This window comes from Pseudomonas psychrophila (genome assembly GCF_001043005.1).
In the GTDB taxonomy this organism is placed as follows: domain Bacteria; phylum Pseudomonadota; class Gammaproteobacteria; order Pseudomonadales; family Pseudomonadaceae; genus Aquipseudomonas; species Aquipseudomonas psychrophila.
Genome location: NZ_JYKZ01000013.1, coordinates 130,096 through 155,278, shown reverse-complemented (window position 1 = coordinate 155,278; position 25,183 = coordinate 130,096). Strand labels below are relative to the sequence as shown.

Genomic DNA, 25,183 nt, shown 5'->3' with positions numbered 1-25,183 from the left:
TTCAAACATCTTTGGGTTTTTAAGAAACCCTAAACTTGGCTCAGCAATCGTTGGTTACATCTTTGATTTCTCGCGGAGTAACTTGTGATGCTGATAATCTTGTTGACTATCAGTCTGACTCCACAAGTACCCACACGAATTGCTTGATTCAGTTGTTAAAGAGCGGTTGGTTTAGCCTTCGCTGAACCGAGGTGCGCATTCTACAGCGTTACAAGCTGCTGTCAACACCTAATTTCCTGCTTCGATGACTTGAAGCTAACACTGTAAAACAATCCAACTCATTGATTCTCAAGGAGTTTTCCGTTTCAACTGCGCCGGAAGTGGGACGAATTATAGGCCGCTAAAAATCCTAGTCAAGGGCTAATTGAGTAAAACTATCAATAAACTTCAAATACCCCTAAATACACCTATATAGAGGGGTGCTGACGCACCCCTCTATATAGCTACAGCACGCCAGACCGCCGCAAAGCTTCCACCGCTCCCGACTTCAGCCCCAACACCTGCTCCAGCACTTGCTGAGTATGCTCACCCAACAAAGGAGGTGCATTGCGGTACTCCACTGGCGTTTCGGACAACCGGATAGGGCTTGCCACCTGCGGCACAAGACCCGCTAACGCATGTGGCAACTGCATCGCCAACCCTCGAGCACGCACCTGAGGATCAGCAAACACTTGAGCCAGGTCATTGATCGGCCCGCAGGGCACACCAACCGCTTCCAGTTGCGCCACCCACTCAGCTGTAGTCTTGAAAACAGTTAGCTGCCTGATAAGCGGCACCAACTCCGCCCTATTAGCAACACGCAGCTTATTAGTGGAAAAGCGCGGATCCCCACCCAACTCAGGACGACCTGCCACTTCAGCAAATTTACGGAACTGACTGTCGTTACCTACCGTGAGAATAAAGTCTCCATCTGCCGTCGGAAAATCCTGATAAGGAACGATATTAGGATGAGCATTGCCCAGGCGCTGCGGTGCAACGCCCGTAGTCAGATAGTTCATCGCCTGATTCGCCAGGCAAGCTACCTGCACGTCCAGCAGCGCCATATCAATATGCTGCCCGCCACCCTCATGCTGGCGATGGACAAGGGCAGCCAGAATAGCTACGGTCGAATATAGCCCGGTCAAAATATCGGTCAGCGCAACCCCAACCTTAACCGGTCCCGCACCCTCATCACCCTCAGGCCTTCCCGTCAGGCTCATCAGACCACCAAGCCCCTGGACCATAAAGTCATAACCCGCCCGCTTGGCATAGGGACCGGTCTGACCGAACCCCGTAATCGAGCAGTAGATCAAATCAGGGTTCAACACCTTGAGCGACGCATAGTCCAGACCGTACGCCTGCAGACCACCCACCTTGAAGTTCTCAATTAGTATGTCGGACTTGGAGGCCAGATCACGAACCAGCTGCTGCCCCTCAGGCTTGGTGAAATCGATAGTGACTGACTGCTTGTTGCGATTGGCAGACAAGTAATAAGCCGCCTCCCCCGTACTCTCACCGTAAGCATCCTTGAGAAAGGGTGGCCCCCACGCGCGCGTGTCATCACCATTGCCCGGGCGCTCAACCTTGATAACCTCGGCTCCAAGGTCCGCCAGTATCTGCCCGGCCCACGGCCCCGCCAGCACCCGAGACAAATCCAACACCCGCAAATGCGATAAAGCACCCATGAGCCGAGCTCCTGTTAATAGAACGCCTGAAGGCCGGTCTGCGCACGACCCAAGATCAAGGCATGCACGTCATGCGTGCCTTCGTAGGTGTTCACAACCTCCAGGTTGACCAGATGGCGCGCAACCCCGAATTCATCCGAGATACCGTTACCGCCCAGCATGTCGCGGGCCATACGCGCGATGTCCAGCGACTTGCCGCATGAATTGCGCTTCATGATCGACGTAATCTCAACAGCCGCAGTCCCCTCATCCTTCATCCGACCCAAACGCAGGCAACCCTGCAGGGCCAACGTAATCTCGGTCTGCATATCGGCCAGCTTTTTCTGGATCAACTGGGTTGCAGCCAAAGGCCGACCAAACTGATGACGATCCAGGGTGTACTGACGCGCCGTGTGCCAGCAGAACTCTGCAGCCCCCAGCGCTCCCCAAGAGATGCCGTAGCGAGCCGAATTCAGGCAGGTAAAAGGACCTTTCAAACCACGCACATCCGGGAAGATGTTCCCTTGCGGCACAAACACGTTATCCATCACGATTTCGCCAGTAATGGACGCACGCAAGCCAACCTTGCCGTGAATCGCAGGCGTAGTCAGACCCTTCCAGCCTTTTTCCAGAACAAAGCCACGAATGTCGCCTTCATCATCTTTCGCCCACACCACAAACACATCGGCGATCGGGCTGTTAGTGATCCACATCTTGCTGCCCGTCAGGCTGTAGCCGCCATCAACCGAACGGGCACGGGTAATCATCGCGCCCGGGTCAGAGCCGTGATTAGGCTCTGTCAGACCAAAGCAACCGATCCACTCGCCAGAGGCCAGCTTGGGCAGATACTTTTGCTTCTGCGCCTCGGTACCGAACTCATTGATCGGCACCATTACCAATGAAGACTGCACACTCATCATCGAGCGATAACCCGAATCGACCCGCTCCACCTCACGAGCGATCAGGCCGTAGCTGACGTAATTAAGGCCACTACCACCGTACTGCTCAGGAATCATCGCACCCAGCAAACCGGTTTCGCCCATTTCGCGAAAGATCGCAGGGTCAGTCTTCTCATTACGGAAAGCATCAAGAATACGTGGCGCCAACTTGTCCTGAGCGAACTGCTCAGCACTGTCACGCACCATGCGCTCTTCTTCAGTGAGCTGCTGATCCAGCAACAGTGGATCAATCCAGTTGAAGCTTGCTTTACCCGCCATGAGAGAACCCTCGCGTAATAGATAAAATGTCGTGAGCCGATCCTAGACCCCTTCTATATAGAAGGACAAACGAGGATTCAGCACCATCCTGTGATAATTTCTCACTCCGTAACTCGATAAAAAGCCTTTTCTGACTGCATTTAGTGAGGAAGCCGTACATGCGCCGCAAGATCCCCAGCACAACAGCCCTGATCAGCTTCGAAGCGGCCGCACGCCACGAAAGCTTTACCAAAGCTGCGCACGAGCTTTCCCTCACTCAAGGGGCCATATGCCGACAGATTGCCAGCCTGGAGGAATTCCTGAGCGTTGAACTCTTCCGACGCTCTAAGCGCGGCGTAAAACTGACCGAGGCAGGCCTTTCTTACAGTCGACGCATAGCAACCCAGCTGGATGCGGTAGAACGGGACACACTGTCGGTCATGGGCCAGCAGGGCGCCAATGTGATTGAGCTGGCCGTAGTGCCCACTTTCGGGACGCAATGGCTATTACCTCGCCTCAAGGACTTTCAGCAGCAACACCCGGACGTCACGGTAAACCTGACCAACCGCACACGCCCCTTTCTGTTTGCCGATACCGACTTTGATGCCGCCATCTACTTCGGCGATGCCGACTGGTCAGGCACTTCGTCCTACCGACTGATGGGCGAGAACCCAGTACCTGTATGCAGCCCTACACTACTGGGTACACACCAGGGCCTCACCCCGCACGCTCTCGCCGAAGTTCCTTTGCTACAGCAAACCACTCGCCCCTACGCGTGGCGCCAGTGGTTCAACGCACAAGACATGACCGTGCCCCGCGACATGACTGGGCCACGCTATGAACTGTTCTCGATGCTGGCTCAGGCCGCCATGCATGAAATGGGCGCTGCCCTGATCCCCCCGTTTCTGATTCAGCGCGAACTGGCCGAAAAACGCCTGGTGATTGCCAACGAGAGCGCCCTGCTCAGCACCAAGGCTTACTACCTGATGATCCCCGAACGCAAAATTGAGTCAGCCTCACTGCAAGCTTTTAGAGACTGGCTGATCAATCAGGCCGCGACTTACAGCCTGATTTGAAAGTCCCGCATAGTCCAAATAAACTATGTAGCGCCATACAAATAAGCGCTACATATATAAGTAAATGTCGCCTTTAAACACTCTGGACTTTTGTCTAACTGGACATTCCTGTAAGCCAGTAACCACGCGGCCTACAGGGTATTTCTCAAAGTTATGCAGCGATAACTAAAAGAAATGTGAAAAAAACTCAAAAAACACTCAATTCCTCTGCAAGCCCCGTATTTAAAGGCATGTAGCCGACCATTGCGACATTCGGTCACTGCATGACTTGTAGTTTAAATCTCGTCACCCTCCATAAGTTCTTGAAGGGTAAAAAAATTGCCAGCAGAATGCCCCGCCCCACCCATACTTTGGTGGGATCGTGCTGATCGGCCGCCCCAGTCGCACCATCCGTAGTGCGCTGGCTTTCTTATAAAAGATCACGCAGGAGATTTGACGTGCACATTGGTGTTCCTCTCGAGACCCATACGGGTGAAACGCGGGTTGCTGCAACCCCGGAAACCATCAAGAAGCTGATCGGCCAAGGCCATAAGGTGACTGTTCAAAGCGGCGCGGGCATTAGTGCCAGTGTTATTGACAGTGCTTATGAAGCCGCTGGCGCGACTATTGGCAACGCAACAGATGTTTTCGGCGCAGAGCTGATTCTCAAGGTTGTCGCCCCAAGCGATAGCGAACTGGCCCTGATAAAAACCGGCACCGTGCTCATTGGCATGCTCAACCCGTTCAGCAATGAAACCATTGCCAAACTGGCCGAGCGCGGGATCACCGCCTTCTCTCTCGAAGCCGCCCCCCGAACCTCCCGCGCGCAAAGTCTTGATGTTCTGTCATCCCAGGCCAACATCGCCGGCTATAAAGCCGTCTTGGTCGCCGCTCACCACTATCCGCGCTTTATGCCGATGCTGATGACCGCTGCCGGGACCGTTAAGGCCGCTCGCGTGCTGATCTTGGGCGCAGGGGTTGCTGGCTTGCAGGCAATCGCCACGGCCAAGCGCCTGGGCGCAGTGATCGAGGCCTCCGATGTACGACCTGCCGTTAAAGAGCAGATCGAATCTCTGGGCGCCAAGTTCGTCGACGTGCCTTACGAAACCGACGAAGAGCGCGAGTGCGCCGTTGGGGTAGGCGGCTACGCACGTCCAATGCCTGCAAGCTGGATGCAACGCCAGGCACAGGCCGTTCACGAACGCGCCAAGCAGGCAGACATCGTGATCACCACCGCACTGATCCCGGGCCGTAAAGCTCCGGTACTGCTCAGCGCCGAAACCGTAGCCCAGATGAAACCCGGCTCGGTGGTCATCGACCTGGCTGCCGCACAAGGCGGCAACTGCCCGCTGACCGTTGCCGATCAAGTAGTGGTTGAACACGGCGTCACCATCGTCGGCCACACCAACCTTGCCGCCATGGTTGCCGCAGACGCTTCGGCGCTCTACGCCCGCAACCTGCTGGACTTCCTCAAGCTGGTCTTCACCCCCGAAGGACAGTTCCAGATCAACCTTGAAGACGACATCGTCGCCGCGTGCCTGATGTGCCGCGACGGTCAAGTCGTGCGCAAAAACGGCTGAGGATAAAAATAATGGAAGAGTTCATCTCCCCCGGTATCTACAACCTGATCATCTTCGTGCTGGCCATCTATGTGGGCTACCACGTGGTCTGGAACGTGACACCTGCGCTGCACACACCTTTGATGGCCGTTACCAACGCCATTTCGGCGATTGTGATCGTAGGCGCGATGCTTGCTGCGGCACTGACTGTTACCCCACTGGGCAAAACCATGGGCACCCTGGCGGTCGCGCTGGCGGCCGTAAACGTATTCGGTGGATTTTTGGTCACCCGGCGCATGCTGGAAATGTTCAAGAAGAAAGCACCTAAAGCCAAAGAAGAGGTGCGCAAGCCATGAGCATGAACCTGGTCACTGTTCTGTATCTGGTTGCATCAATCTGCTTTATCCAGGCACTCAAGGGTCTGTCGCACCCTACCACCTCACGTCGCGGCAACCTGTTCGGCATGCTCGGCATGGGTCTGGCGATCATCACCACGGTCGGCCTGATCTACAAACTGGGCGCAGAGATCGCGACTGCTGGCATCGGCTACGTGATTGTCGGCCTGCTGGTCGGCGGTACTGCTGGCTCGATCATGGCTAAACGCGTTGAAATGACCAAAATGCCTGAGCTGGTCGCTTTCATGCACAGCATGATCGGCCTCGCTGCGGTATTTATTGCCATCGCAGCCGTGGTCGAACCGCAGTCGCTGGGTATCGTCAAGCACCTGGGCGACGCCATCCCGGCAGGCAACCGCCTGGAGCTGTTCCTGGGCGCAGCCATTGGTGCAATCACCTTCTCCGGTTCGGTGATCGCCTTCGGCAAGCTCTCGGGTAAATACAAGTTCCGTCTGTTTCAGGGCGCACCGGTACAGTTTACCGGCCAACACAAGCTGAACCTGGCGCTTGGCCTGGCTACGCTGGCTCTGGGCATTACCTTTATGCTGACCGGCAACCTCAACGCATTCGCGCTGATGCTGGCTCTGGCATTTGTACTGGGTGTGCTGATCATCATCCCGATTGGCGGCGCCGACATGCCGGTCGTGGTATCGATGCTTAATAGCTACTCAGGTTGGGCAGCCGCCGGTATCGGTTTCTCGCTGAACAACTCGATGCTGATCATTGCTGGCTCGCTGGTAGGATCTTCGGGTGCGATCCTGTCGTACATCATGTGCAAGGCGATGAACCGCTCGTTCTTTAACGTGATCCTCGGCGGCTTTGGTGGCGCAACAGACGTTGGCGGCCCAGCCGGCACGCAAGAGGCCCGTCCGGTGAAATCCGGCTCGGCTGACGACGCCACCTTCCTGTTGATGAACGCCGATACTGTGATCATCGTTCCAGGCTACGGCCTTGCGGTTGCCCGGGCACAGCACGCGCTCAAAGAACTGACTGAAAAACTGACCCACCGCGGTGTGACCGTAAAGTACGCGATTCACCCGGTTGCAGGCCGTATGCCAGGCCATATGAACGTGCTGCTGGCCGAGGCCGAAGTGCCTTACGACCAAGTGTTCGAAATGGAAGACATCAACTCCGAGTTTGGCCAGGCTGACGTGGTGCTCGTACTAGGCGCCAATGACGTGGTCAACCCGGCGGCAAAGAACGATCCAAAATCGCCGATCGCAGGCATGCCGATCCTCGAAGCCTATAAAGCCAAAACCGTCATCGTTAACAAACGCTCCATGGCCAGCGGCTATGCAGGCCTGGATAACGAACTGTTTTATCTGGATAAAACCATGATGGTTTTCGGCGACGCCAAGAAGGTTATTGAAGATATGGTTAAAGCGGTCGAGTAACATCAACCATCACCGCAATATCGAGAACCCCGGCGCTGTATTGGCCGGGGTTTTTCTTTTTCCAAGGAACCCGACCAAAGGCTCTAAATCGGCCGCTGGCATTCGACCATGGTAGCGGGACGAAAGGCTCTGAAAATGAATAGACTGCGCCTCTTGCTTCCGTTGCCCGAGATAACAATCCATGTACCGTGAACGTATTCGCCTGAACTCCCTGCACGATAAGGTCATGAGCGCCGAAGAAGCCGCCGCCCTTATCCAAGACGGCATGACCGTCGGCATGAGCGGTTTTACCCGTGCCGGTGAAGCCAAAGCCGTCCCGCAGGCCCTGGCTGAGCGGGCCAAAAAGTCACCGCTGAAAATCACCCTGATGACCGGCGCAAGCCTGGGCAACGACCTGGACAAGCAATTGACCGAAGCCGGTGTACTGGCACGTCGCATGCCATTCCAGGTAGACAGCACTCTGCGCAAGGCCATCAACGCTGGCGAAGTCATGTTTATCGACCAGCATTTGTCCGAAACCGTTGAGCAACTGCGTAACAATCAGCTCAAGCTGCCAGACATCGCAGTCATCGAGGCCGTCGCTATTACCGAGCAAGGTCATATCGTTCCGACGACTTCCGTAGGCAACTCTGCCAGCTTCGCCATCTTCGCCAAGCAAGTGATCGTCGAGATCAACATGGCGCATAACCCGAACCTGGAAGGTCTGCACGACATCTATATACCGACCTACCGTCCGACGCGTACACCTATCCCCTTGGTGAAAGTCGACGATCGCATCGGTAGCACCGCGATCCCGATCCCGGCAGAAAAAATCGTCGCCATCGTGATTACCAACAAGCCCGACTCGCCATCCACCGTATCCGAGCCTGACAGCGAAACAGACGGTATCGCCTTCCACCTGATCAACTTCCTCAAGCAGGAAGTCGAAGCCGGCCGCATGACCAACAAGCTCGGCCCGCTGCAAGCGGGTATCGGCAACATTGCAAACGCCGTGATGTGCGGCCTGATCGACTCGCCGTTCGAAGACCTGACCATGTACTCTGAAGTACTGCAGGATTCGACCTTCGACCTGATCGACGCGGGCAAGATGAGCTTCGCTTCGGGCAGCTCCATCACCTTGTCGGAACGTCGCAACTCGGACGTGTTCGGCAATCTGGAACGCTACAAGGACAAACTGGTACTGCGTCCGCAAGAGATCTCCAACCACCCTGAAGTGGTTCGTCGTCTGGGCATCATCGGTATCAACACCGCACTGGAGTTCGACATCTACGGCAACGTCAACTCCACTCATGTCTGCGGCACGCGGATGATGAACGGCATCGGCGGCTCGGGCGACTTCGCCCGTAACGCGCACCTTGCGATCTTCGTCACCAAGTCGATTGCCAAGGCCGGCGCAATCTCCAGCGTTGTGCCAATGGTCAGCCACGTCGACCATACCGAGCATGATGTCGACATCCTGGTGACCGAACAGGGCCTGGCCGATCTGCGTGGCCTGGCACCGCGCGAGCGCGCACGCGTCATCATCGACAACTGTGTGCACCCCGACTTCCGTGAAGCCCTCAATGATTACTTCTCCAAGGCATGCGCGATAGGTGGCCACACGCCGCACATCCTGCGTGAAGCCCTGAGCTGGCATATCAACCTGGAAGAAACCGGAAAAATGCTCCCGTAACCCGCGAGCTAGACAGCCGCTGACGTAAACACTGTTTCGTCAGCGGCTTTTTTATGCCTGGAGTTTCAAAAACTGTACTGCTGTACTGGTCTATTTATACCTGTTAAGCCTGTCTTTCTTACGAATTTTGCCATTTATGCACTACTTAGGTGCGCACAGGTACAGTTGCACTCATTTGTGCCAGTACAGCCCCTGTAAACAGTTAACTGGCCCATCGCAATACAGGTGAACTGTATCTAGAGACCATGGACAAAGAGGAGGATCATTGGCATCAGTTAAACCACTAGCCAATGCCGCCATAAGCGGAAGGATGACACCATGGAACGTACACTCAGTTCCGAACTGTTCAGCGAAAGCAACTCTGTAAACACCCAGGCTTCCATGCCTTTGCGCGTACTTGCCAACCTGATGTTGTGGCAGCGCCGCATCTCCAGCCGCCATCAATTGGCTCGACTGGACTCGCGTCTTCTGGCTGATGCCGGTATTAGCGAAGCACAGCGTTACGAAGAGTTGAGCAAGCCGTTCTGGCGCTAACCAGCGCTCGCTGGCCCTGACCACCGGTCCACTGCCAGCAACCTGAATTGAAAAAACAGAACCCGTCGCGGATAACCGCTGACGGGTTTTGTCGTTTATGGGCTCCGGGTTTGAGTACCAGCATTGCGACGGGTACAGTTTTAAAATGCATAAAATCGACAAGTACAGTTAGCGCAATGCCTGATCTAGAGCACTTTGCCCACAGAACCCAGTAAAACTTCCTATGCCTAGCGCAGCCCTCAGCCTACTATTCGGTCCATAACCGACTATTTTCATACGTTCATATCCAGGAGTCTCACCATGTCCACACTTCGCCTACTTAGCGCGGCGGCTCTGCTGGCCGTTGCTGCAAGCGCCAACGCCACAAGCTTCATCGTTACGACCGATGGCATTGTGGGCACCCTCAAGGCAACGACCGATCTGACATCTGACGCCACAGGCTCGTTTCGTGACAACAAAATCGTACGTGCCGCCCGTGACGACGCTGCCAGCTTTGTTGCCAGCGAAGGCACTATCCGTGGCGTGAAACTCGAAAGCGCTTTCGAAGCCATTCGCCAGCAAGCTCCGCAATTGCAGGCCACCGATGCCCAGCTTGCCCAGGCCATTTTGACGATCTGAATGTAAGTGACGCCATAACGGGTCAGCTCTTGTGGGAGCGGGCTTGCTCGCGATGCAGGCGGCGCGTTCATTCAGTTGAAACGCGTCGACACCATCGCGAGCAAGCCCGCTCCCACAAAGACACCCCCGCGCTGGCCCTGCCCCGCCCATTACGCTAGCCTTGACGCTCATTCAAACAGCCTCGAGACCCATGCGTTTTTCCTTATCCGTTCTACTTGCTCTCTGCTGGACTCAATCAGCCAACGCCTTCGACATGACCACCCAGAATGTGGTGCTCAGTGGTTACGTCACCAGTAAAGTGACGTCCGCGCCTTTTGATCAAAAATTGATACGTGCCGCCCAGGATGATGCCGCCGTCTTTATTGCCAGTGATGGCCAGACAAGAGGAGCGCAGCTGGAGTCTGCCTTGCGCTATCTGCGCCAAAACACGCCAAAATTGAATGCCAGCGACCTTGAACTGGCACACACAATTCTCGTCCAATAAATACCCGCTTTTCCTGGAGATACGTCATGCGCAGCCCATTAATTGTCGCCACCCTTGGCCTTTTGCTGCTCGCCGATGTGGCGCAGGCACAAACCGTCGTGCAGACCAGTAACATCATCGTGCGCGCTTTTGGCCGCACCATCGATTTCACGTCCGATACCACCACCTCTATCCGCGACTCTAAAGTAGTGCGTGAAGCCCACGACGACGCGGCTACCTTCGTCGCCAGCCAAGGCGATATTCGCGGCGTACAATTGGAAGCTGCCTTCAGCACCCTGCGTGACCGTGTGCCTGAAGCACGCAACGCCAGTGACCAGGATCTCGCCGAAGCCATCCTCGCACTGTGAGGTCGCTAACGCGCTGGTTAGCCGCCTGTGGCCTGCTGCTGATCGCCAGCAGTGCCCAGGCCGCGCTGCATCTGCAACTCAAGACCGAAGGCCTGAGCCCGGCCGAGCAACAGGCCAGCCAGGCCTTGCTGGATGAGGCCATGCAGAGCCTGCCACCGCGTTTTATCGAACAACTGGACCGACAAATTCTGGTGGGCTGGACCGATGACATGCCCAGCAACGCCTACGGCCAGGCATCGCTGACCTCCGAGCTGGACCTCAATCGCACGCTCCTGGCAGGGCTGACCGATGGCTCGGCCGCGACCCGGCAGACCAACCGTCCACACGGCACCGTGCGCCGTGAAATGCTCGCCACCGTCTTGCACGAAATCACCCACATCTACGACCGCGCCCGCCTCTGGCCCACACCCGAGCGCACGCTGATCCGCCGCTGCACCCGTCAAAACGGCAACACCGGCCTGATTGGCCTGCCTGATCAATGTCGCGGGCAGACCGAACGCCGTTTCACCCTCAGTGATGACCCGCGCCTGCTCGACCTGGCCGGCTGGCAGCAATACGTGGGTCGCCGGGGCGAGCGCGAACAAGATAACCACCAGGTCGTGCGCAGCCCCGACCTGTACGAAATCAGCAGCCCCAAGGAGTTTGTCGCGGTCAACATGGAGTACTTCCTCCTCGACCCGGCCTATGCCTGCCGCCGACCGGCGCTGTATCGCTACTACAAAGAGCATTTCGGCTGGGCACCCGCCGTCAAGGACGAGTGCCCCAAAGGCTTTGCCTTCCTCAATGCCGGCAACGATTTCGCCAAAACACCGCTGGGCACCGTAGACCCTGAGCGGGTCTACGCCGTCGACTACCTGCTGGCCGAAGCCAATCAGGAATGGGCCAGCCGTTGGGGCCACAGTATGCTCCGCCTGGTGATCTGCGCCCCAGGACGCCCACGCGGGCCGGACTGCCGACTCGACCTACAAGAACACTTGGTGTTGTCCTACCGGGCGTTCGTCAATGACGTACAGCTTTCAAGCTGGGACGGCCTGACCGGTGCCTATCCTTCACGGCTGTTTGTATTGCCGCTGGCCCAGGTGATTGACGAATACACCAAAACCGAACTGCGCAGCCTGGCTTCCGTACCGCTCAAACTGAGCCGTCCGGAAATCGAGGAAGTGGTTGAGCACGCCGCCGAAATGCACTGGAGCTATGACGGCGACTACTACTTCATCTCCAACAACTGCGCTGTCGAGACCCTGAAACTGCTGCGCAGCGGCAGCAACAATGCCCAACTCAAGGGCCTGGACAGCATCGTGCCCAATGGTCTGCTCGACGTCCTCAAGGGTCGTGGCCTGGCGGACACCAGCGTGCTGGACGATCCCAAAGAGGCGCTACGCCTGGGTTATCGCTTTGACTCCTACCGTGATCGCTACCAAGCAATGTTCGACGTACTCAAGACCCGCTTGCCGATCAAGCAAACCACCGTCGAAGACTGGTTGGCCCTGAACGCGAACGAACGCCGCCCATGGATCGCGCAAGCCGACTTGCGCGCCAGCGCCGCCTTGTTACTTCTTGAGCAAGCCGGCTTTCGCCGACAACTGCTGCTGGCACAGGACGAGGTCAAACAAAAGTACCTGGGCGCACGCGGGCTCAAGGATGGCGGCATGGACAAGGCCAACAAGACCTTGCAGGAAATCCTCGCCAGCAGCGGCTTCCTCAGCCGCCCGGCCGAACTGCTCGGCAGCGGCGGCTACGGCCTGCCGCAAACCAAAGAATGGGAAATGCTCGAGTCCGAAAGCAGTCAGCGCCAACAGCAACTACTGCGCCTGACTACCGACTTGGACAAGGAGGTGCGCAGCCTGCTGGAGCCTTCCCGCGCCGCCGAAATAGCGGCGACTGAAGCCAACGTCAAACAGATCGGTGAACACCTGCGGGCAATCCACAAGGCATCGGGCGGGTTGCAGCTGCCCTGATCCACATATGACGTGTGGGAGCGGGCTTGCTCGCGATGGTATCGACGCGGTTCGACTGAAAAACCGCGGCGTCCACATCTCGAGCAAGCCCGCTCCCACAAGGGCACTTCACGCACCCGGCACAAAATGCTTCTGTGCCGTGCCGTGGGCAATCAATCGTGACAGGTAGTTCATTTTGTCGGCATCCTGATCGACAAAGCGAAAGGTCAGTTGCAGCCAGGCGCTGTCTGGTTTTGGCTCATACGCCACGATGGCATGCAGATAACCATTCAAACGCGCCACTTCGGCGCTCTCGCCCTGCTCAAGGTCCAATACGGCGCTGTCCAGCACCTGAGGCAGCACTTCGCCACGACGCACCACCAGCAGCGCCTCCTTAAGGCTCAGGGCCTTGATCACACAGACCTGTGTGCCGCTGGGTAACCGCAGTTGTCCTTGGCCACGGCTTGTCAGTGCCGGCGCAGGCACTGGGGCCGGACGCGGTGCAGGGGCCGCCGGTGCAGGGGTTACCACCTGCGCCTTGCCTCCAGTTAGTGCATTCAGCGAATCATTGCCAAACGCCGAGTTCATGCGCGTCGGTGCACTGGCCATCACCGAGTCGAGCAATCCTGCCTTGGTGAACGCCTTCTTCACCTTGGACAGCAACTGTTCGTTGGTAAAAGGCTTGCTGACGAAATCCGAAACACCGGCCTGAATAGCCTGGATCACGTTCTCTTTATCGCCACGGCTGGTGACCATGATAAAGGGCAGCGTTTTCAGCTGGTCCTGCTCACGACACCAACTCAACAGTTCAAGGCCGGACATCTCTGGCATTTCCCAGTCACACAGCACCAGATCGAATGATTCACGGGTCAGCAGGGTCTGGGCTTTGCGGCCGTTGACGGCGTCTTCGATCCTGATGCCCGGAAAATAATTACGCAGGCAATTTTTAATCAGGTCACGAATAAACGACGCGTCATCCACCACCAGCACACTCACCTTGCTCATCGACTGCTCCTTGGATATGAACGCCTGAAAACCAAAACGCCCGGCAATGAGCCGGGCGTTTTTAGTTCAGGCTGTCTTACTTATCGTCAGGCGGCGTCGCAACATTAGCGTTATCGGCACCCGTGCCCTGAACTTCTTCGCGCATGCGCTTGAGGCCCATGTGTCGAACGTCGGTGCCGCGTACCAGATAAATCACCAGTTCCGAGATATTACGGGCGTGGTCGCCGATACGCTCCAGCGAACGCAGTACCCAGATGATGCTCAACACCCGCGAGATCGAGCGCGGATCTTCCATCATGTAAGTGGCCAGCTCACGCAGTGCAGTCTTGTACTCGCGGTCGATGATTTTGTCGTACTGGGCCACCGACAGTGCAAGGTCGGCATCGAAACGGGCAAAGGCGTCCAGTGCATCGCGCACCATGTTGCGCACCTGATCGCCGATATGGCGCACCTCGACATAACCCCGTGGTGCCTCACCTTCTTCGCACAACTGGATAGCCCGGCGGGCGATCTTGGTCGCTTCGTCGCCGATGCGCTCAAGGTCGATCACTGACTTGGAGATGCTGATAATCAAACGCAAGTCAGACGCCGCAGGCTGACGACGGGCCAGAATGCGCAGGCACTCCTCGTCGATGTTGCGCTCCATCTGGTTGATCTGTTCATCAATCTCGCGCACCTGCTGAGCCAAACCCGAGTCGGCCTCGATCAACGCGGTCACTGCATCGTTGACCTGTTTCTCGACCAGGCCGCCCATCGCCAGCAGGTGGCTGCGCACGTCTTCGAGTTCCGCGTTGAACTGCGCGGAAATGTGATGGGTGAGGCCATCCTTTGAAATCATGGTTCTGCTCCGCAAAAGCTGTGAGCTGCGCGCTGTAAGCGGCTAGCCAAATTGTCGATACGTCGAACGGTCACTACCGCTCAAACTAGCCATAGCGCCCGGTGATGTAGTCTTCGGTCTGCTTCTTGGCCGGGTTGGTGAACAGCGTGTCGGTGTCGCCGTACTCAACCATTTTGCCCATGTACATGAACGCCGTGTAGTCCGAAACCCGAGCTGCTTGCTGCATGTTGTGGGTCACGATCACGATGGTGAACTTGGACTTGAGTTCGTAGATCAGCTCTTCGACTTTCAACGTCGAGATCGGGTCGAGTGCCGAGCACGGTTCATCGAGCAACAGCACTTCAGGCTCTACCGCGATGGTACGGGCAATCACCAGACGTTGTTGCTGGCCACCCGACAACCCCAGTGCCGATTCATGCAGGCGGTCCTTGACCTCATCCCACAACGCCGCTCCCTTGAGTGCCCATTCAACGGCCTCGTCGAGCACGCGCTTTTTGTTGATGCCCTGAATCCGCAGGCCGTAAACCACGTTTTCATAAATGGTTTTGGGGAACGGATTTGGCTTCTGGAACACCATGCCGACGCGACGACGCAGCTCAGCGACATCCTCGCCCTTGCGGTAGATGTTGTTGCCGTACAGGTTGATCTCGCCTTCGACGCGGCAACCGTCTACCAGGTCGTTCATGCGGTTGAAGGTGCGCAGCAACGTGGACTTGCCACAGCCCGACGGACCGATAAACGCCGTTACCCGTTGTTTCGGGATATTCAGACACACGTCGTACAGCGCTTGTTTTTCGCCGTAGTAAAGATTCAGGCCCGGGACTTCAATGGCGACTTCTTCGCTTTCCAGGTTCAAGCTTTGTTTGGTGCGACCCAAGGCTGACATGTTGATGCCGTGGGTTGAGGATTCATGCTGCATGGGTTGCTCCATACGCTAAAAATTCGTTTCGGTTTTCAGTAACCGGGCTTCTTCTGTGGGAGCTGGCCTGCCAGCGATTCGGGTAACCGGTTCCACCTTGAAACCTTGGCGATACCTTCGCGAGCAAGCTCGCTCCCACAGGTTATGTGTCTATCAGCTTTCCAGCGCCTTGTACTTCTCGCGCAGATGGTTACGAATCCACACCGCCGACAGGTTCAGGGTCGCGATTACCAGTACCAGCAGCAGCGCCGTGGCATAGACCAGCGGGCGGGCAGCTTCGACGTTCGGGCTTTGGAAGCCGACGTCATAAATGTGGAAGCCCAAGTGCATGATCTTCTGGTCAAGGTGCAAGTACGGATAGTTGCCGTCCAGAGGCAGCGAAGGTGCCAGCTTGACCACACCCACCAGCATCAGCGGCGCCACTTCACCGGCCGCACGAGCCACGGCGAGGATCATGCCCGTCATCATGGCCGGACTGGCCATCGGCAGCACGATCTTCCACAGCGTTTCGGATTTGGTCGCACCCAGCGCCAGCGAACCTTCGCGAACGGTACGCGGAATACGCGCCAGCCCTTCTTCAGTGGCCACGATCACCACTGGCACCGCCAGCAGCGCCAGCGTCAACGAAGCCCACATCAGGCCCGGTGTACCAAAAGTCGGCGCAGGCAATGCTTCAGCGAAGAACAAACGGTCAACCGAGCCGCCCAACACATACACAAAGAAGCCCAGACCAAACACACCGTAAACAATGGCCGGCACACCCGCCAGGTTGTTCACCGCAATACGGATCACCCGGGTCAGGGTGTTTTGCTTGGCATATTCACGGAGGTAAACCGCCGCCAGCACACCAAACGGAGTCACGATCACGGCCATGATCAACGTCATCATCACGGTGCCGAAAATCGCCGGGAAAATACCGCCTTCGGTGTTCGCTTCACGCGGGTCCTGGCTCAGGAACTCCCAAATGTTGCTGAAATACATGGCCAGTTTTTGCCAGCTGTTCATGGCGTTCGGCTGGTAGGCCTTGACCACTTTGCCGATGTCGATCACGAGCTCTTTGCCATTGGCATCGCGGGCCGTAAGGCTGTCGCGATTGAACTGCGCATGCAGCTCGCCCAGACGATCTTCAATCGCTTTGTAACGGGCATTCAGCTCGGCACGTTCAGCGTCCATGTCCGCTTGTGCCTGAGGGGTCAGCTTGCCGTCCAGTTCCAGCTTGCGACCCTGCAGACGGATGCGCTCAAGCCCATAGTTGATCGCACCGATGTCTTTCTTCTCGAGCTGGCTGAGTTGCGCCGCCAGATCATTCACACGCTTGACCCGGGCTTGCAGCTCTGGCCAGGCGGCGGCACCTTCTGCCACCACCTTGCCGTTTTCTTTCACGTTAACCAGGTAACCGTAAAAGTTGCCCCACTCACGACGCTCAATGGCCATCAGCTCTGGCGGCGTGCTCTGGTTAGTCAGCCACTCGCCGACCACCCAGGTAAAGTCGTTGCCATTCAAGTCACGGTTGCCGACCTTGATCAGCTCGCGAGTCATGAACTCCGGGCCTTGCTCCGGGACTGGCAAACCCGCGCTTTTCAGACGCTCGCGGGGCACCTCTTCCTTTTGCACCACTTCACCAACCACCAGGTGATGGGTATCGCCTGGAACGTTGTACTCAGCGTGTATCAGATCAGCAGGCCAGAAGTGGCCCAGGCCACGTACGGCAATCACCGACAGCAAGCCGATGGTCATGATGACGGCGATGGAAACCGCACCACCGCTGATCCAGACGCCAGGAGCGCCGCTCTTGAACCAGCCTTTGAGGGAGTTCTGTTTCACAGACTTCTACCTTCCTTAAAGCGACGAATATTTCTTGCGCAGACGCTGACGGATCAGCTCGGCAAGAGTGTTCATGACAAAGGTGAACAGCAGCAGCACCAGGGCCGAGAGGAACAGCACGCGGTAATGGCTACCGCCCACTTCCGACTCCGGCATTTCCACCGCCACGTTTGCCGCCAAGGTACGCAGGCCTTCGAACAGGTTCATTTCCATGACCGGGGTGTTACCGGTGGCCATCAACACAATCATCGTCTCGCCAACCGCACGGCCCATACCGATCATCAGTGCCGAGAAGATCCCCGGGCTGGCCGTCAGGATCACTACGCGGGTCATGGTTTGCCACGGCGTGGCACCCAGCGCCAGCGAACCCAGGGTCAGACCGCGAGGTACGCTGAACACGGCGTCTTCAGCAATCGAGTAGATGTTGGGGATAACTGCAAAGCCCATAGCCAGACCCACTACCAGTGCGTTGCGCTGGTCGTAGGTGATGCCCAGGTCGTGGGAGATCCACATCCGCATGTCGCCGCCAAAGAACCAGGCTTCCATATACGGGCTCATGTACAGCGACAACCAGCCCACAAACAGCAGCACCGGGATCAGAATCATGCTTTCCCAACCATCCGGTACTCGCAGGCGGATCGACTCAGGCAGACGGCTCCAGGTGAACCCGGCGACCAGAATACCAATCGGCATCAGCATCAGCAGGCTGAAAATCCCCGGCAAATGCCCTTCGACATACGGTGCGAGGAACAGACCGGCAAAGAAGCCCAGAATCACCGTTGGCATGGCTTCCATCAGCTCGATAACCGGCTTGACCTTGCGGCGCAGGCTCGGAGCCATGAAGTAAGCGGTGTAGATCGCAGCGGCAACGGCCAGAGGCGCAGCCAGCAACATGGCGTAGAAAGCAGCCTTCAACGTACCGAAGGTCAATGGCGCAAGGCTCATCTTCGGCTCGAAGTCGGTGTTGGCGGCGGTCGATTGCCAGACGTATTTAGGCTCGTCGTAGTTCTCGTACCAGACCTTGCTCCACAGCGCACTCCAGGACACTTCCGGGTGCGGGTTCTTCAAGGTCAGTGGCAGCAGCTTGCCGCCCTCTTCCACGATGATGCGGTTGGCCCGCGGCGACAACGCCATGATGCCAGGGCCTTCGGCAATTTTTTCGACCAGCAGGGTACGGTGCGCGGTGCTGTGGAACACGCCGATCTCACCCGCCGCATCCAGGGCCAGGAAGCCCTTGCGACGTTGTTCGGCAGTGATTTCAACAATCGGCGAAGTGCCCATCTGGAAGCTGCGGATAGGCTTGAAGCGCTGTTCGCCATCCGGATCGCGGGCCATGAACCACTGGCTCAGACCACCTTTGGAATCGCCAAATATCAGGGAGATGCCACCCACCAGCTGCGCACTGGCCGTGATCTCTGTGGTCGCGTCCTCAGACAGTTTGTAGCGACCGTTGAGGCTCTTGTCGCGCAGGCTGAACACATCGACTTGGGCGCGATCATTGACCACATACAGCCACTGCTGACGCGGATCGATGTACAGCGCTTTAACCTGATTGGTCATCTGCGGCAGATCGATGCGGGTCTCGGAGTTCGTGACCTCACCGGTCATCATGTTTTCTTCGCTGGCCAACGACACCACATGCAACTGCGCGCCGGTTGAACCCGCCAGCACCAGCGTCGAATCGTTCACGCTGAGGTTAACGTGATCCAGTGCGCGGCCTTGCGGATCGAGCACGACGGGGGTTTCCCCGTAGGGGTATTCAATCGCAGGGGTGATGGTCTTTTTGTTGTCCGGGTAGCTGACGCGATAGGTGTGGCGAAACACCAGCGCCTGGCCATTGGACAAGCCCAAGGCTACCACCGGGTTACCCGGCTGGTCTTCGCCCAGCGAAGTCACTTGCGTGCCAGCTGGGAGCGGCAAGTTAACCCGCGTCAGTTCTTCGCCGTTCTTCACATTGAAGAACAGCACCATGCCCTTGTCGGATACCCGCATGCCCACCTGATTCTGCTCCTCAACGGAGATCATCAGCGGCTTGCCGGCGTCCTGCATCCAGACCGGCGTAATCGCCTGTTTGGCATTCAGGTCGGCGCCCTGGAACAGTGGATAAACCACGTAGCCCAGAAAGAAGAAAATCAGGGTGATAGCGCCGAGCACGGCAAGACCGCCGATAAATACATACCAGCGGGTCAAGTGGTCTTTAAGCGCGCGGATACGGCGCTTGCGCTGCAGTTCAGGCGTATTGAAATCAATGCGCTTGGGAGCGGATGTCGTAGTCATTGGGGAATTGGCCAGATCATTCATGCGCACACCCTAGCGGTCCTGTATGACAGAAAGATGACAAAGCAGTGACGCAAAAAATCCGCCGCCCAGTGGTTCCGGCAGCGGAGTGAAAAAATGAGGTGAAGCAGAAGTGAAATAACCCTGTAGTCGCTGCCGCAGGCTGCGAAGGGTTGCGCAGCAACCCGTTGATCTGAAGTCTGCGCGATCCTTTTCGCAGCCTTCGGCAGCGACTACATAGCCATTACTTCTTCGCGACGTCAGCGCCGCCTTCTTTCAAGCCCAGGTCAGCCAAAGCTTTGGCAGCGACTTTGGCTGGCAGAGGGATGTAGCCGTCTTTGACAACCACTTCCTGACCTTGCTTGGACAGAACCAGCTTGATGAACTCGGCTTCCAGCGGGTTCAACGGCTTGTTCGGCGCCTTGTTCACGTACACGTAGAGGAAACGCGACAGCGGGTATTTGCCGTTCAGTGCGTTTTCTTCGGTGTCTTCGACGAACTCGGTGCTGCCTTTTTTAGACAAAGGCACGGTCTTCACGCTGGCGGTTTTGTAACCGATGCCCGAGTAACCGATACCGTTCAGCGAGCTGCTGATCGACTGAACTACCGAGGCAGAGCCCGGTTGTTCGTTCACGTTAGGCTTGAAGTCACCTTTACACAGGGCTTCTTCCTTGAAGTAACCGTAAGTGCCGGATACCGAGTTACGACCAAACAGTTGCACCGGCTTGTTCGCCAGGTCGCCCGTCACACCCAGGTCACCCCAGGTCTTGATGTCGGACTTGCCGCCACACAGACGCGTGGACGAGAAGACAGCGTCTACTTGCTCCATGGTCATGTGCTTGATCGGGTTGTCCTTGTGCACGAACACGGCCAGGGCATCCACTGCCACCGGGATAGCGGTTGGCTTGTAGCCGTACTTCTGCTCGAAAGCAGCCAGTTCGTTGTCTTTCATCTTGCGGCTCATCGGGCCCAGGTTAGCGGTGCCTTCAGTAATCGCAGGCGGCGCGGTCGAAGAACCGGCAGCTTGAATCTGGATGTTCACGTTTGGATATTCTTTCTTGTAAGCCTCAGCCCACAAGGTCATCAAGTTCGCCAGGGTGTCAGAACCAACGCTGGACAGGTTGCCCGATACACCAGTTGTCTTCACATAGGGCTGAATAGCCGGGTCAACACCAGCGGCAACCGCATTGGCAGTTGCAACGCCTGCGGCAACAAAAGTCAGGGCCGCCATAACACGCTTCAGTTTCATGCCTTACTCCTAACAAACGGGGTTAGATGAATCGGGGGCCAGTATCTGCAGGCCATGTGACTACTCTATGAACCGATTGTGACAATTAGATGAAAGGCCATCATTCGTTACAAATGATGGCCTTCGGGGAGAGGCTAGCGAGACGTCATGACAGACAAGGAATCGATCAGCGTCCTTTTTTCCACAGATAAGCACCCACTACCAAGCCCATCGTGCAAATGATTGCCACGTAATACGCGGGTCCCATCGGGCTTTCCTTGAGCAACAGGGTCACGGCCATCGGGGTCAGGCCGCCGAAGATGGCGTAGGCCAGGTTGTAGGAAAACGATAGACCACTGAACCGCACCACAGCCGGGAACGCTTTGACCATCACATAGGGTACGGCGCCGATGGTGCCTACAAACAAACCGCTCAGGGAATACAACGGGAACAGCCAGTCAGGGTGTTGCAGCAGGCTGTGATAGAACGTCCATGACGTGATCAGCAACCCGGCGCAACCCACCACAAACACTTTGCCTGCACCAAAACGGTCAGCCAGAGCGCCCGAGGCAATGCAACCCAAACTCAAAAAGACGATCGCCAGGCTGTTGGCTTGCAACGAGGTGGTCGCAGAAAAACCGTAGATGGTTTGCAGTACTGTCGGCGTCATCAGAATGACCACAATGATCCCGGCAGACAGCAGCCAGGTCAGCAGCATAGAGATCACTATCGCCCCGCGGTGATCACGCAATACGGTCTTGAGCGGGACTTCAGCGGCCAGCGCCTTGCGCAGTTGCAACTCGGCGAACACCGGGGTTTCGTGCAACCAGCGACGCAGGTAGACCGAGAACAACCCGAACACACCGCCCATCAGGAACGGAATCCGCCACGCGAAATCAGAGACTTCAGCCGGTGTATAGATCGTGTTAATGGCAGTCGCCATCAGCGAACCCAGCAAAATACCCGCCGTCAGCCCGCAGGTCAGGGTGCCGCAGGCATAGCCCACATGGCGTGGCGGTACGTGCTCGGCCACAAATACCCAGGCCCCTGGCACTTCACCGCCAATGGCGGCGCCCTGAATCACGCGCATCAGCAGCAACAGGATCGGCGCCCACATGCCAATCTGCTCATAGGTTGGCAGCAGCCCCATGATCAAGGTCGGAACGGCCATCATGAAGATGCTCAAGGTGAACATCTTTTTGCGCCCCAGCAGATCGCCAAAGTGCGCCATGACGATGCCCCCTAGAGGGCGCGCCAGGTAACCTGCGGCAAAAATGCCAAAGGTTTGCATCAGGCGTAGCCATTCCGGCATGTCAGCCGGGAAGAACAACTTGCCGACCACGGTGGCGAAAAATACAAAAATAATGAAATCGTAAAACTCCAGCGCACCACCCAGGGCAGACAGCGACAAGGTTTTGTAGTCATTACGGGTCAACGGCCGTGAAGGCGGTGCAGCACTGGAAGGCTCTGTGATCATGGGGTAATGCTTCTCTTATTAGGCTCGGCAAAAGCTGCAACTTCGCCGGCAGGGGCTGGGCAGGTTTTGAAAGATAACAAATTGTTTGCAAAAGCACAGAGCTAGACGCGCAGCGCCCTCAAAAAGCAGAATCTGAAGGTCGTCGGCTGAGTCATCGCCCGATATACTCACAACAGAAAGAAACACTTGGTAACTTCTCAAGTGACTGTACGAAAACGTCCTGCTGGACGACTTCAGCCGGTTTTGCAGCGTTTCCCCATGGCGCGGCTTATGAAGAACGTGACGAACGTAGTATGTTCGGGCTGAATCGTTTTTCTAAAGACGCTTTTTCACCCGCAGTACTCATGAAGAATCACGGGTCAGAGGCCCTTAGGCATGCTAGAGCTCGAACAAGAAGATCCAATCCCCCAAGGCGACTTGGCCTTGCAGATCACCGCCTTGCCACGGGAAACCAACGGTTTCGGTGATATTTTCGGTGGTTGGCTGGTTTCACAAATGGACCTCGCCGGTACCGCAATGGCCAGTAAGGTTGCAGGTGGCCGTGTAGCCACTGTCGCGATTGATCGCATGGCGTTTTTGGTGCCTGTGGCCGTTGGCGCGCAATTGTCGTTCTACACCCAGGCACTGGAGATCGGCCGCAGCTCGATCCAGATGATGGTTGAAGTGTGGAGTGACGACCCGTTGTCCAGCGAGTGGCGCAAAGTGACCGAAGCGGTCTTTGTATTTGTTGCCATTGATGGCAGCGGTCGTACCCGCTCCGTTCCGCCGCGCCGCTAAAACTTGCGCGATTTGCCTGCCCATTGCTGCCTTTGCCCCTGAAATAGAGAGCCTGCCATGCATCACATTGAGTCAGTCACCCTGGATGAACTGGAGTGCTGGCACTTCCAGCATGGTCAGGCACAACTGTTGATCGCCAAACAGGGCGCGCAGGTACTCAGCTATCAGATAGGCGATGAGCCCCCGATTATCTGGCTCAACGAAAAAGCGCAGTACAAGCAGGGCAAAGGCATTCGTACCGGCGTGCCTGTGTGCTGGCCGTGGTTCGGCAATCTGGCGCTTAACCCGCAAAGCGTGCAGGCCATGCGCCACAGCGATGAACCCGCCACCGCCCACGGCCTGGTACGTACCCGCGAATGGGAAGTGTTGGAGATCGATGATGCGGGCGAAGCGCTGCATATTGAACTGGGCTTGCCCCACATCGAGGGCGGCCTGCCCGGCTGGCCCCACGATGTGGCACTCACCCTGAGCATTCGGCTCGACACCCAGTTGCACATCAGCCTCACCAGCCATAACCGCAGCGACATCCCGGTCAGCATCAGCCAGGCGCTGCACAGTTACTTCGCGGTCAGCGACGTACGCAAGGTTCAGGTTCAAGGGGTCGAGGGCCTGACCTACATCGATACCCTCAAAGACTGGGAACACATCAAGCAGTCGGGCGACCTGACCTTCAGCGGCGAAACCGACCGTATCTACCTCGACACCCCGCAGCAACTGAGCATCGTTGACCCCGCCTGGTCACGCACTCTTGAGTTGACCAGCCGAGGCTCACGCACAGCCGTGATCTGGAACCCCTGGATCGACAAGACCGCCAGCTTCAAGGACATGGCAGCAGATGGCTGGCAGCGCATGCTGTGCATCGAAACCGCCAACGTGATGGATGACGTGATCACCCTTGAGCCAGGCGCCAGCCATACGCTGGGTGTGAGCATTGCGAGCAAGCGCCTGAAGGTCTGATACACATACACCTTGTGGGAACGAGCCTGCTCGCGAAGATCGTTTTCGCGAGCAGGCTCGCTCCCACAACTAATCTGCCACCTACAAATCTTCCTCGACCACCACCCGCACCTTGCTGGCATCCAGCGCATAAGCCGCATCGGCCAGGTCATTGCTGACCTTCTCGACCTTCAGCGTGCCCATGACCCACAGCGGCGTGTAGATGTCATCCAGCTTCAGGCCTTTGGGATAGCGCACCAGCACCAGTTGATTCGGCGGCGGAGGTGGCACATGGATGCAGGCCCCCGGGTAAGGGACCAGGAAAAACAACGTGCTACGCCCCTTGGCATCTGTTTCCAGAGGTACGGGATAACCGCCCAGACGGATATTTTTGCCGTTCATGCCAGCAACAGTTTTGCTGGAATACATCACGGCCGGCAAACCCTTGCTCTGCTTCAAGCCACCCTTGTCAGTAAACGTACCATTGGCCTCGGGCGAGTCATGGTCAATTTCGGGCATTTGTTCGAGGGCTTTTTGGTCCGACATGGGCATCAGTTCGAGCCAGTCGGTTTCGGGCAGTTCTGCCGCGTGTACCAGGCCTGAGCCCAGCAAAAGAAAAGTCAGTAGAAGACGGCGCATGAAAGGCTCAATGAAAGAGGAGTTAAACGCGCGCAGTTTAGCTCCCTCTGCGGTTCGCGCAGAGAGAGCCAAAGCGTTTAATCAGGACTTTTTCGACACAATGCCGTAGATCACCAGCAAGATCACTGCACCAACCACCGCACCAATAAAGCCGGCACCCTCACCCGCCCTGTAGATACCCAGTGCCTGACCACCATAGGTAGCCGCCAGCGAACCGCCGATACCCAGAAGGATGGTCATGATCCAGCCCATGCTGTCGTCACCTGGTTTCAGGAAACGAGCCAGCAGGCCAACGATCAAGCCGATGAAAATGGTTCCGATGATGCCCATGGGCGCTTCCTCTCGTTTAGATGGCGTTATACCAAAGCCTAGTCAGCACTTTGGCATCACGCCATCAGAGAGCAGTGACAACCCAATGGTTCCCGGCGA

The 25,183-nt window shown here is 56.9% G+C and carries 23 protein-coding genes; 12 read left to right on the top strand and 11 right to left on the bottom strand.

Annotated elements, in window-relative coordinates; all coding sequences use genetic code 11:
* Positions 1-443 precede the first annotated feature (443 nt).
* Together TU76_RS21425 and TU76_RS21420 are read right to left on the bottom strand one after the other, a co-directional pair.
* Complete coding sequence (locus TU76_RS21425) at positions 444-1,664, bottom strand: CaiB/BaiF CoA transferase family protein (protein ID WP_048352468.1); 1,221 nt, start codon at positions 1,662-1,664, stop codon at positions 444-446.
* A 14-nt stretch (positions 1,665-1,678) separates the two neighbouring features.
* Positions 1,679-2,860 carry an acyl-CoA dehydrogenase gene (locus TU76_RS21420; RefSeq protein ID WP_048352467.1) on the bottom strand — a complete coding sequence of 394 codons (1,182 nt, stop codon included), beginning with the start codon at positions 2,858-2,860 and terminating at the stop codon, positions 1,679-1,681.
* Positions 2,861-3,018: 158 nt separating this feature from the next.
* Here TU76_RS21420 and TU76_RS21415 point away from each other — a divergent pair, with 158 nt between their 5' ends.
* The 10 genes from TU76_RS21415 (at position 3,019) to TU76_RS21370 (ending at position 12,855) form a co-directional block, all read left to right on the top strand.
* A complete protein-coding gene (locus TU76_RS21415) occupies positions 3,019-3,915 on the top strand; it encodes a LysR family transcriptional regulator (protein ID WP_048352466.1) in 897 nt (298 codons plus the stop codon).
* A gap of 437 nt (positions 3,916-4,352) precedes the next feature.
* On the top strand, positions 4,353-5,474 hold the full coding sequence (locus TU76_RS21410) for a Re/Si-specific NAD(P)(+) transhydrogenase subunit alpha (protein ID WP_048352465.1): 1,122 nt from the start codon (positions 4,353-4,355) through the stop codon (positions 5,472-5,474).
* An 11-nt stretch (positions 5,475-5,485) separates the two neighbouring features.
* Positions 5,486-5,809 (top strand): NAD(P) transhydrogenase subunit alpha part 2, encoded by a 324-nt coding sequence (locus TU76_RS21405; RefSeq protein ID WP_019826992.1) that lies wholly within the window; start codon positions 5,486-5,488, stop codon positions 5,807-5,809.
* Positions 5,806-7,242: an NAD(P)(+) transhydrogenase (Re/Si-specific) subunit beta gene (locus tag TU76_RS21400; RefSeq protein ID WP_019826990.1), complete on the top strand. Its 1,437-nt coding sequence runs from the start codon at positions 5,806-5,808 to the stop codon at positions 7,240-7,242. The genes TU76_RS21405 and TU76_RS21400 overlap by 4 nt, the downstream gene beginning before the upstream one ends.
* Positions 7,243-7,423: 181 nt before the next feature.
* Positions 7,424-8,914, top strand: coding sequence for an acetyl-CoA hydrolase/transferase family protein (locus tag TU76_RS21395; protein WP_019826988.1), 1,491 nt, complete (start codon positions 7,424-7,426; stop codon positions 8,912-8,914).
* Between the two features lie 318 nt (positions 8,915-9,232).
* Complete coding sequence (locus TU76_RS21390; RefSeq protein ID WP_019826986.1) at positions 9,233-9,448, top strand: DUF1127 domain-containing protein; 216 nt, start codon at positions 9,233-9,235, stop codon at positions 9,446-9,448.
* 300 nt (positions 9,449-9,748) lie between these two features.
* On the top strand, positions 9,749-10,066 hold the full coding sequence (locus TU76_RS21385) for a DUF2388 domain-containing protein (RefSeq protein ID WP_019826985.1): 318 nt from the start codon (positions 9,749-9,751) through the stop codon (positions 10,064-10,066).
* Between the two features lie 190 nt (positions 10,067-10,256).
* On the top strand, positions 10,257-10,550 hold the full coding sequence (locus TU76_RS21380; RefSeq protein WP_037032528.1) for a DUF2388 domain-containing protein: 294 nt from the start codon (positions 10,257-10,259) through the stop codon (positions 10,548-10,550).
* Positions 10,551-10,576: 26 nt separating this feature from the next.
* Positions 10,577-10,897, top strand: coding sequence for a DUF2388 domain-containing protein (locus TU76_RS21375; protein WP_019826982.1), 321 nt, complete (start codon positions 10,577-10,579; stop codon positions 10,895-10,897).
* On the top strand, positions 10,894-12,855 hold the full coding sequence (locus TU76_RS21370; protein WP_048352464.1) for a DUF7844 domain-containing protein: 1,962 nt from the start codon (positions 10,894-10,896) through the stop codon (positions 12,853-12,855). Before TU76_RS21375 ends, TU76_RS21370 begins: the two co-directional genes overlap by 4 nt.
* 108 nt (positions 12,856-12,963) lie before the next feature.
* Here the strand turns inward: TU76_RS21370 and TU76_RS21365 are convergent, their stop codons facing one another.
* The 7 genes from TU76_RS21365 to TU76_RS21335 form a co-directional block, all read right to left on the bottom strand.
* Entirely contained in the window at positions 12,964-13,839 is an 876-nt protein-coding gene (locus TU76_RS21365; protein WP_048352463.1) for a response regulator, read from the bottom strand.
* A 76-nt stretch (positions 13,840-13,915) separates the two neighbouring features.
* Complete coding sequence (gene phoU / locus TU76_RS21360) at positions 13,916-14,677, bottom strand: phosphate signaling complex protein PhoU (protein WP_019826976.1); 762 nt, start codon at positions 14,675-14,677, stop codon at positions 13,916-13,918.
* An 85-nt stretch (positions 14,678-14,762) separates the two neighbouring features.
* Positions 14,763-15,596 carry a phosphate ABC transporter ATP-binding protein PstB gene (gene pstB / locus TU76_RS21355; RefSeq protein ID WP_019826974.1) on the bottom strand — a complete coding sequence of 278 codons (834 nt, stop codon included), beginning with the start codon at positions 15,594-15,596 and terminating at the stop codon, positions 14,763-14,765.
* A 153-nt stretch (positions 15,597-15,749) separates the two neighbouring features.
* Positions 15,750-17,420, bottom strand: a complete 1,671-nt coding sequence (gene pstA / locus TU76_RS21350; protein WP_048352462.1) for a phosphate ABC transporter permease PstA — start codon at positions 17,418-17,420, stop codon at positions 15,750-15,752.
* Positions 17,421-17,435: 15 nt separating this feature from the next.
* Positions 17,436-19,721 carry an ABC transporter permease subunit gene (locus TU76_RS21345; RefSeq protein ID WP_048352461.1) on the bottom strand — a complete coding sequence of 762 codons (2,286 nt, stop codon included), beginning with the start codon at positions 19,719-19,721 and terminating at the stop codon, positions 17,436-17,438.
* Between the two features lie 220 nt (positions 19,722-19,941).
* Positions 19,942-20,946: a phosphate ABC transporter substrate-binding protein PstS gene (locus TU76_RS21340; protein WP_019826968.1), complete on the bottom strand. Its 1,005-nt coding sequence runs from the start codon at positions 20,944-20,946 to the stop codon at positions 19,942-19,944.
* A 166-nt stretch (positions 20,947-21,112) separates the two neighbouring features.
* The gene (locus tag TU76_RS21335) at positions 21,113-22,402 is read right to left on the bottom strand and encodes an MFS transporter (RefSeq protein WP_019826966.1); all 1,290 of its coding nucleotides are present in this window, start codon (positions 22,400-22,402) and stop codon (positions 21,113-21,115) included.
* Positions 22,403-22,777: 375 nt separating this feature from the next.
* Here TU76_RS21335 and TU76_RS21330 point away from each other — a divergent pair, with 375 nt between their 5' ends.
* Together TU76_RS21330 and TU76_RS21325 are read left to right on the top strand one after the other, a co-directional pair.
* Positions 22,778-23,179 carry an acyl-CoA thioesterase gene (locus TU76_RS21330; RefSeq protein WP_003438129.1) on the top strand — a complete coding sequence of 134 codons (402 nt, stop codon included), beginning with the start codon at positions 22,778-22,780 and terminating at the stop codon, positions 23,177-23,179.
* A 57-nt stretch (positions 23,180-23,236) separates the two neighbouring features.
* Complete coding sequence (locus TU76_RS21325) at positions 23,237-24,136, top strand: D-hexose-6-phosphate mutarotase (protein ID WP_048352460.1); 900 nt, start codon at positions 23,237-23,239, stop codon at positions 24,134-24,136.
* Between the two features lie 81 nt (positions 24,137-24,217).
* Here the strand turns inward: TU76_RS21325 and TU76_RS21320 are convergent, their stop codons facing one another.
* Together TU76_RS21320 and TU76_RS21315 are read right to left on the bottom strand one after the other, a co-directional pair.
* Positions 24,218-24,754 (bottom strand): DUF3299 domain-containing protein, encoded by a 537-nt coding sequence (locus tag TU76_RS21320; protein ID WP_019826960.1) that lies wholly within the window; start codon positions 24,752-24,754, stop codon positions 24,218-24,220.
* Positions 24,755-24,835: 81 nt separating this feature from the next.
* Positions 24,836-25,084 carry a GlsB/YeaQ/YmgE family stress response membrane protein gene (locus TU76_RS21315; RefSeq protein ID WP_019826958.1) on the bottom strand — a complete coding sequence of 83 codons (249 nt, stop codon included), beginning with the start codon at positions 25,082-25,084 and terminating at the stop codon, positions 24,836-24,838.
* Positions 25,085-25,183: the final 99 nt, after the last annotated feature.

Bases quoted from the DNA above. Each gene is read 5' to 3' on its own strand.
- TU76_RS21425 (WP_048352468.1), bottom strand. From the start codon at position 1,664: ATGGGTGCTTTATCGCATTTGCGGGTGTTGGATTTGTCTCGGGTGCTG.
- TU76_RS21420 (WP_048352467.1), bottom strand. From the start codon at position 2,860: ATGGCGGGTAAAGCAAGCTTCAACTGGATTGATCCACTGTTGCTGGAT.
- TU76_RS21415 (WP_048352466.1), top strand. From the start codon at position 3,019: ATGCGCCGCAAGATCCCCAGCACAACAGCCCTGATCAGCTTCGAAGCG.
- TU76_RS21405 (WP_019826992.1), top strand. From the start codon at position 5,486: ATGGAAGAGTTCATCTCCCCCGGTATCTACAACCTGATCATCTTCGTG.
- TU76_RS21400 (WP_019826990.1), top strand. From the start codon at position 5,806: ATGAGCATGAACCTGGTCACTGTTCTGTATCTGGTTGCATCAATCTGC.
- TU76_RS21395 (WP_019826988.1), top strand. From the start codon at position 7,424: ATGTACCGTGAACGTATTCGCCTGAACTCCCTGCACGATAAGGTCATG.
- TU76_RS21390 (WP_019826986.1), top strand. From the start codon at position 9,233: ATGGAACGTACACTCAGTTCCGAACTGTTCAGCGAAAGCAACTCTGTA.
- TU76_RS21385 (WP_019826985.1), top strand. From the start codon at position 9,749: ATGTCCACACTTCGCCTACTTAGCGCGGCGGCTCTGCTGGCCGTTGCT.
- TU76_RS21380 (WP_037032528.1), top strand. From the start codon at position 10,257: ATGCGTTTTTCCTTATCCGTTCTACTTGCTCTCTGCTGGACTCAATCA.
- TU76_RS21375 (WP_019826982.1), top strand. From the start codon at position 10,577: ATGCGCAGCCCATTAATTGTCGCCACCCTTGGCCTTTTGCTGCTCGCC.
- TU76_RS21365 (WP_048352463.1), bottom strand. From the start codon at position 13,839: ATGAGCAAGGTGAGTGTGCTGGTGGTGGATGACGCGTCGTTTATTCGT.
- phoU (WP_019826976.1), bottom strand. From the start codon at position 14,677: ATGATTTCAAAGGATGGCCTCACCCATCACATTTCCGCGCAGTTCAAC.
- pstB (WP_019826974.1), bottom strand. From the start codon at position 15,596: ATGCAGCATGAATCCTCAACCCACGGCATCAACATGTCAGCCTTGGGT.
- TU76_RS21345 (WP_048352461.1), bottom strand. From the start codon at position 19,721: ATGAATGATCTGGCCAATTCCCCAATGACTACGACATCCGCTCCCAAG.
- TU76_RS21340 (WP_019826968.1), bottom strand. From the start codon at position 20,946: ATGAAACTGAAGCGTGTTATGGCGGCCCTGACTTTTGTTGCCGCAGGC.
- TU76_RS21335 (WP_019826966.1), bottom strand. From the start codon at position 22,402: ATGATCACAGAGCCTTCCAGTGCTGCACCGCCTTCACGGCCGTTGACC.
- TU76_RS21330 (WP_003438129.1), top strand. From the start codon at position 22,778: ATGCTAGAGCTCGAACAAGAAGATCCAATCCCCCAAGGCGACTTGGCC.
- TU76_RS21325 (WP_048352460.1), top strand. From the start codon at position 23,237: ATGCATCACATTGAGTCAGTCACCCTGGATGAACTGGAGTGCTGGCAC.
- TU76_RS21320 (WP_019826960.1), bottom strand. From the start codon at position 24,754: ATGCGCCGTCTTCTACTGACTTTTCTTTTGCTGGGCTCAGGCCTGGTA.
- TU76_RS21315 (WP_019826958.1), bottom strand. From the start codon at position 25,084: ATGGGCATCATCGGAACCATTTTCATCGGCTTGATCGTTGGCCTGCTG.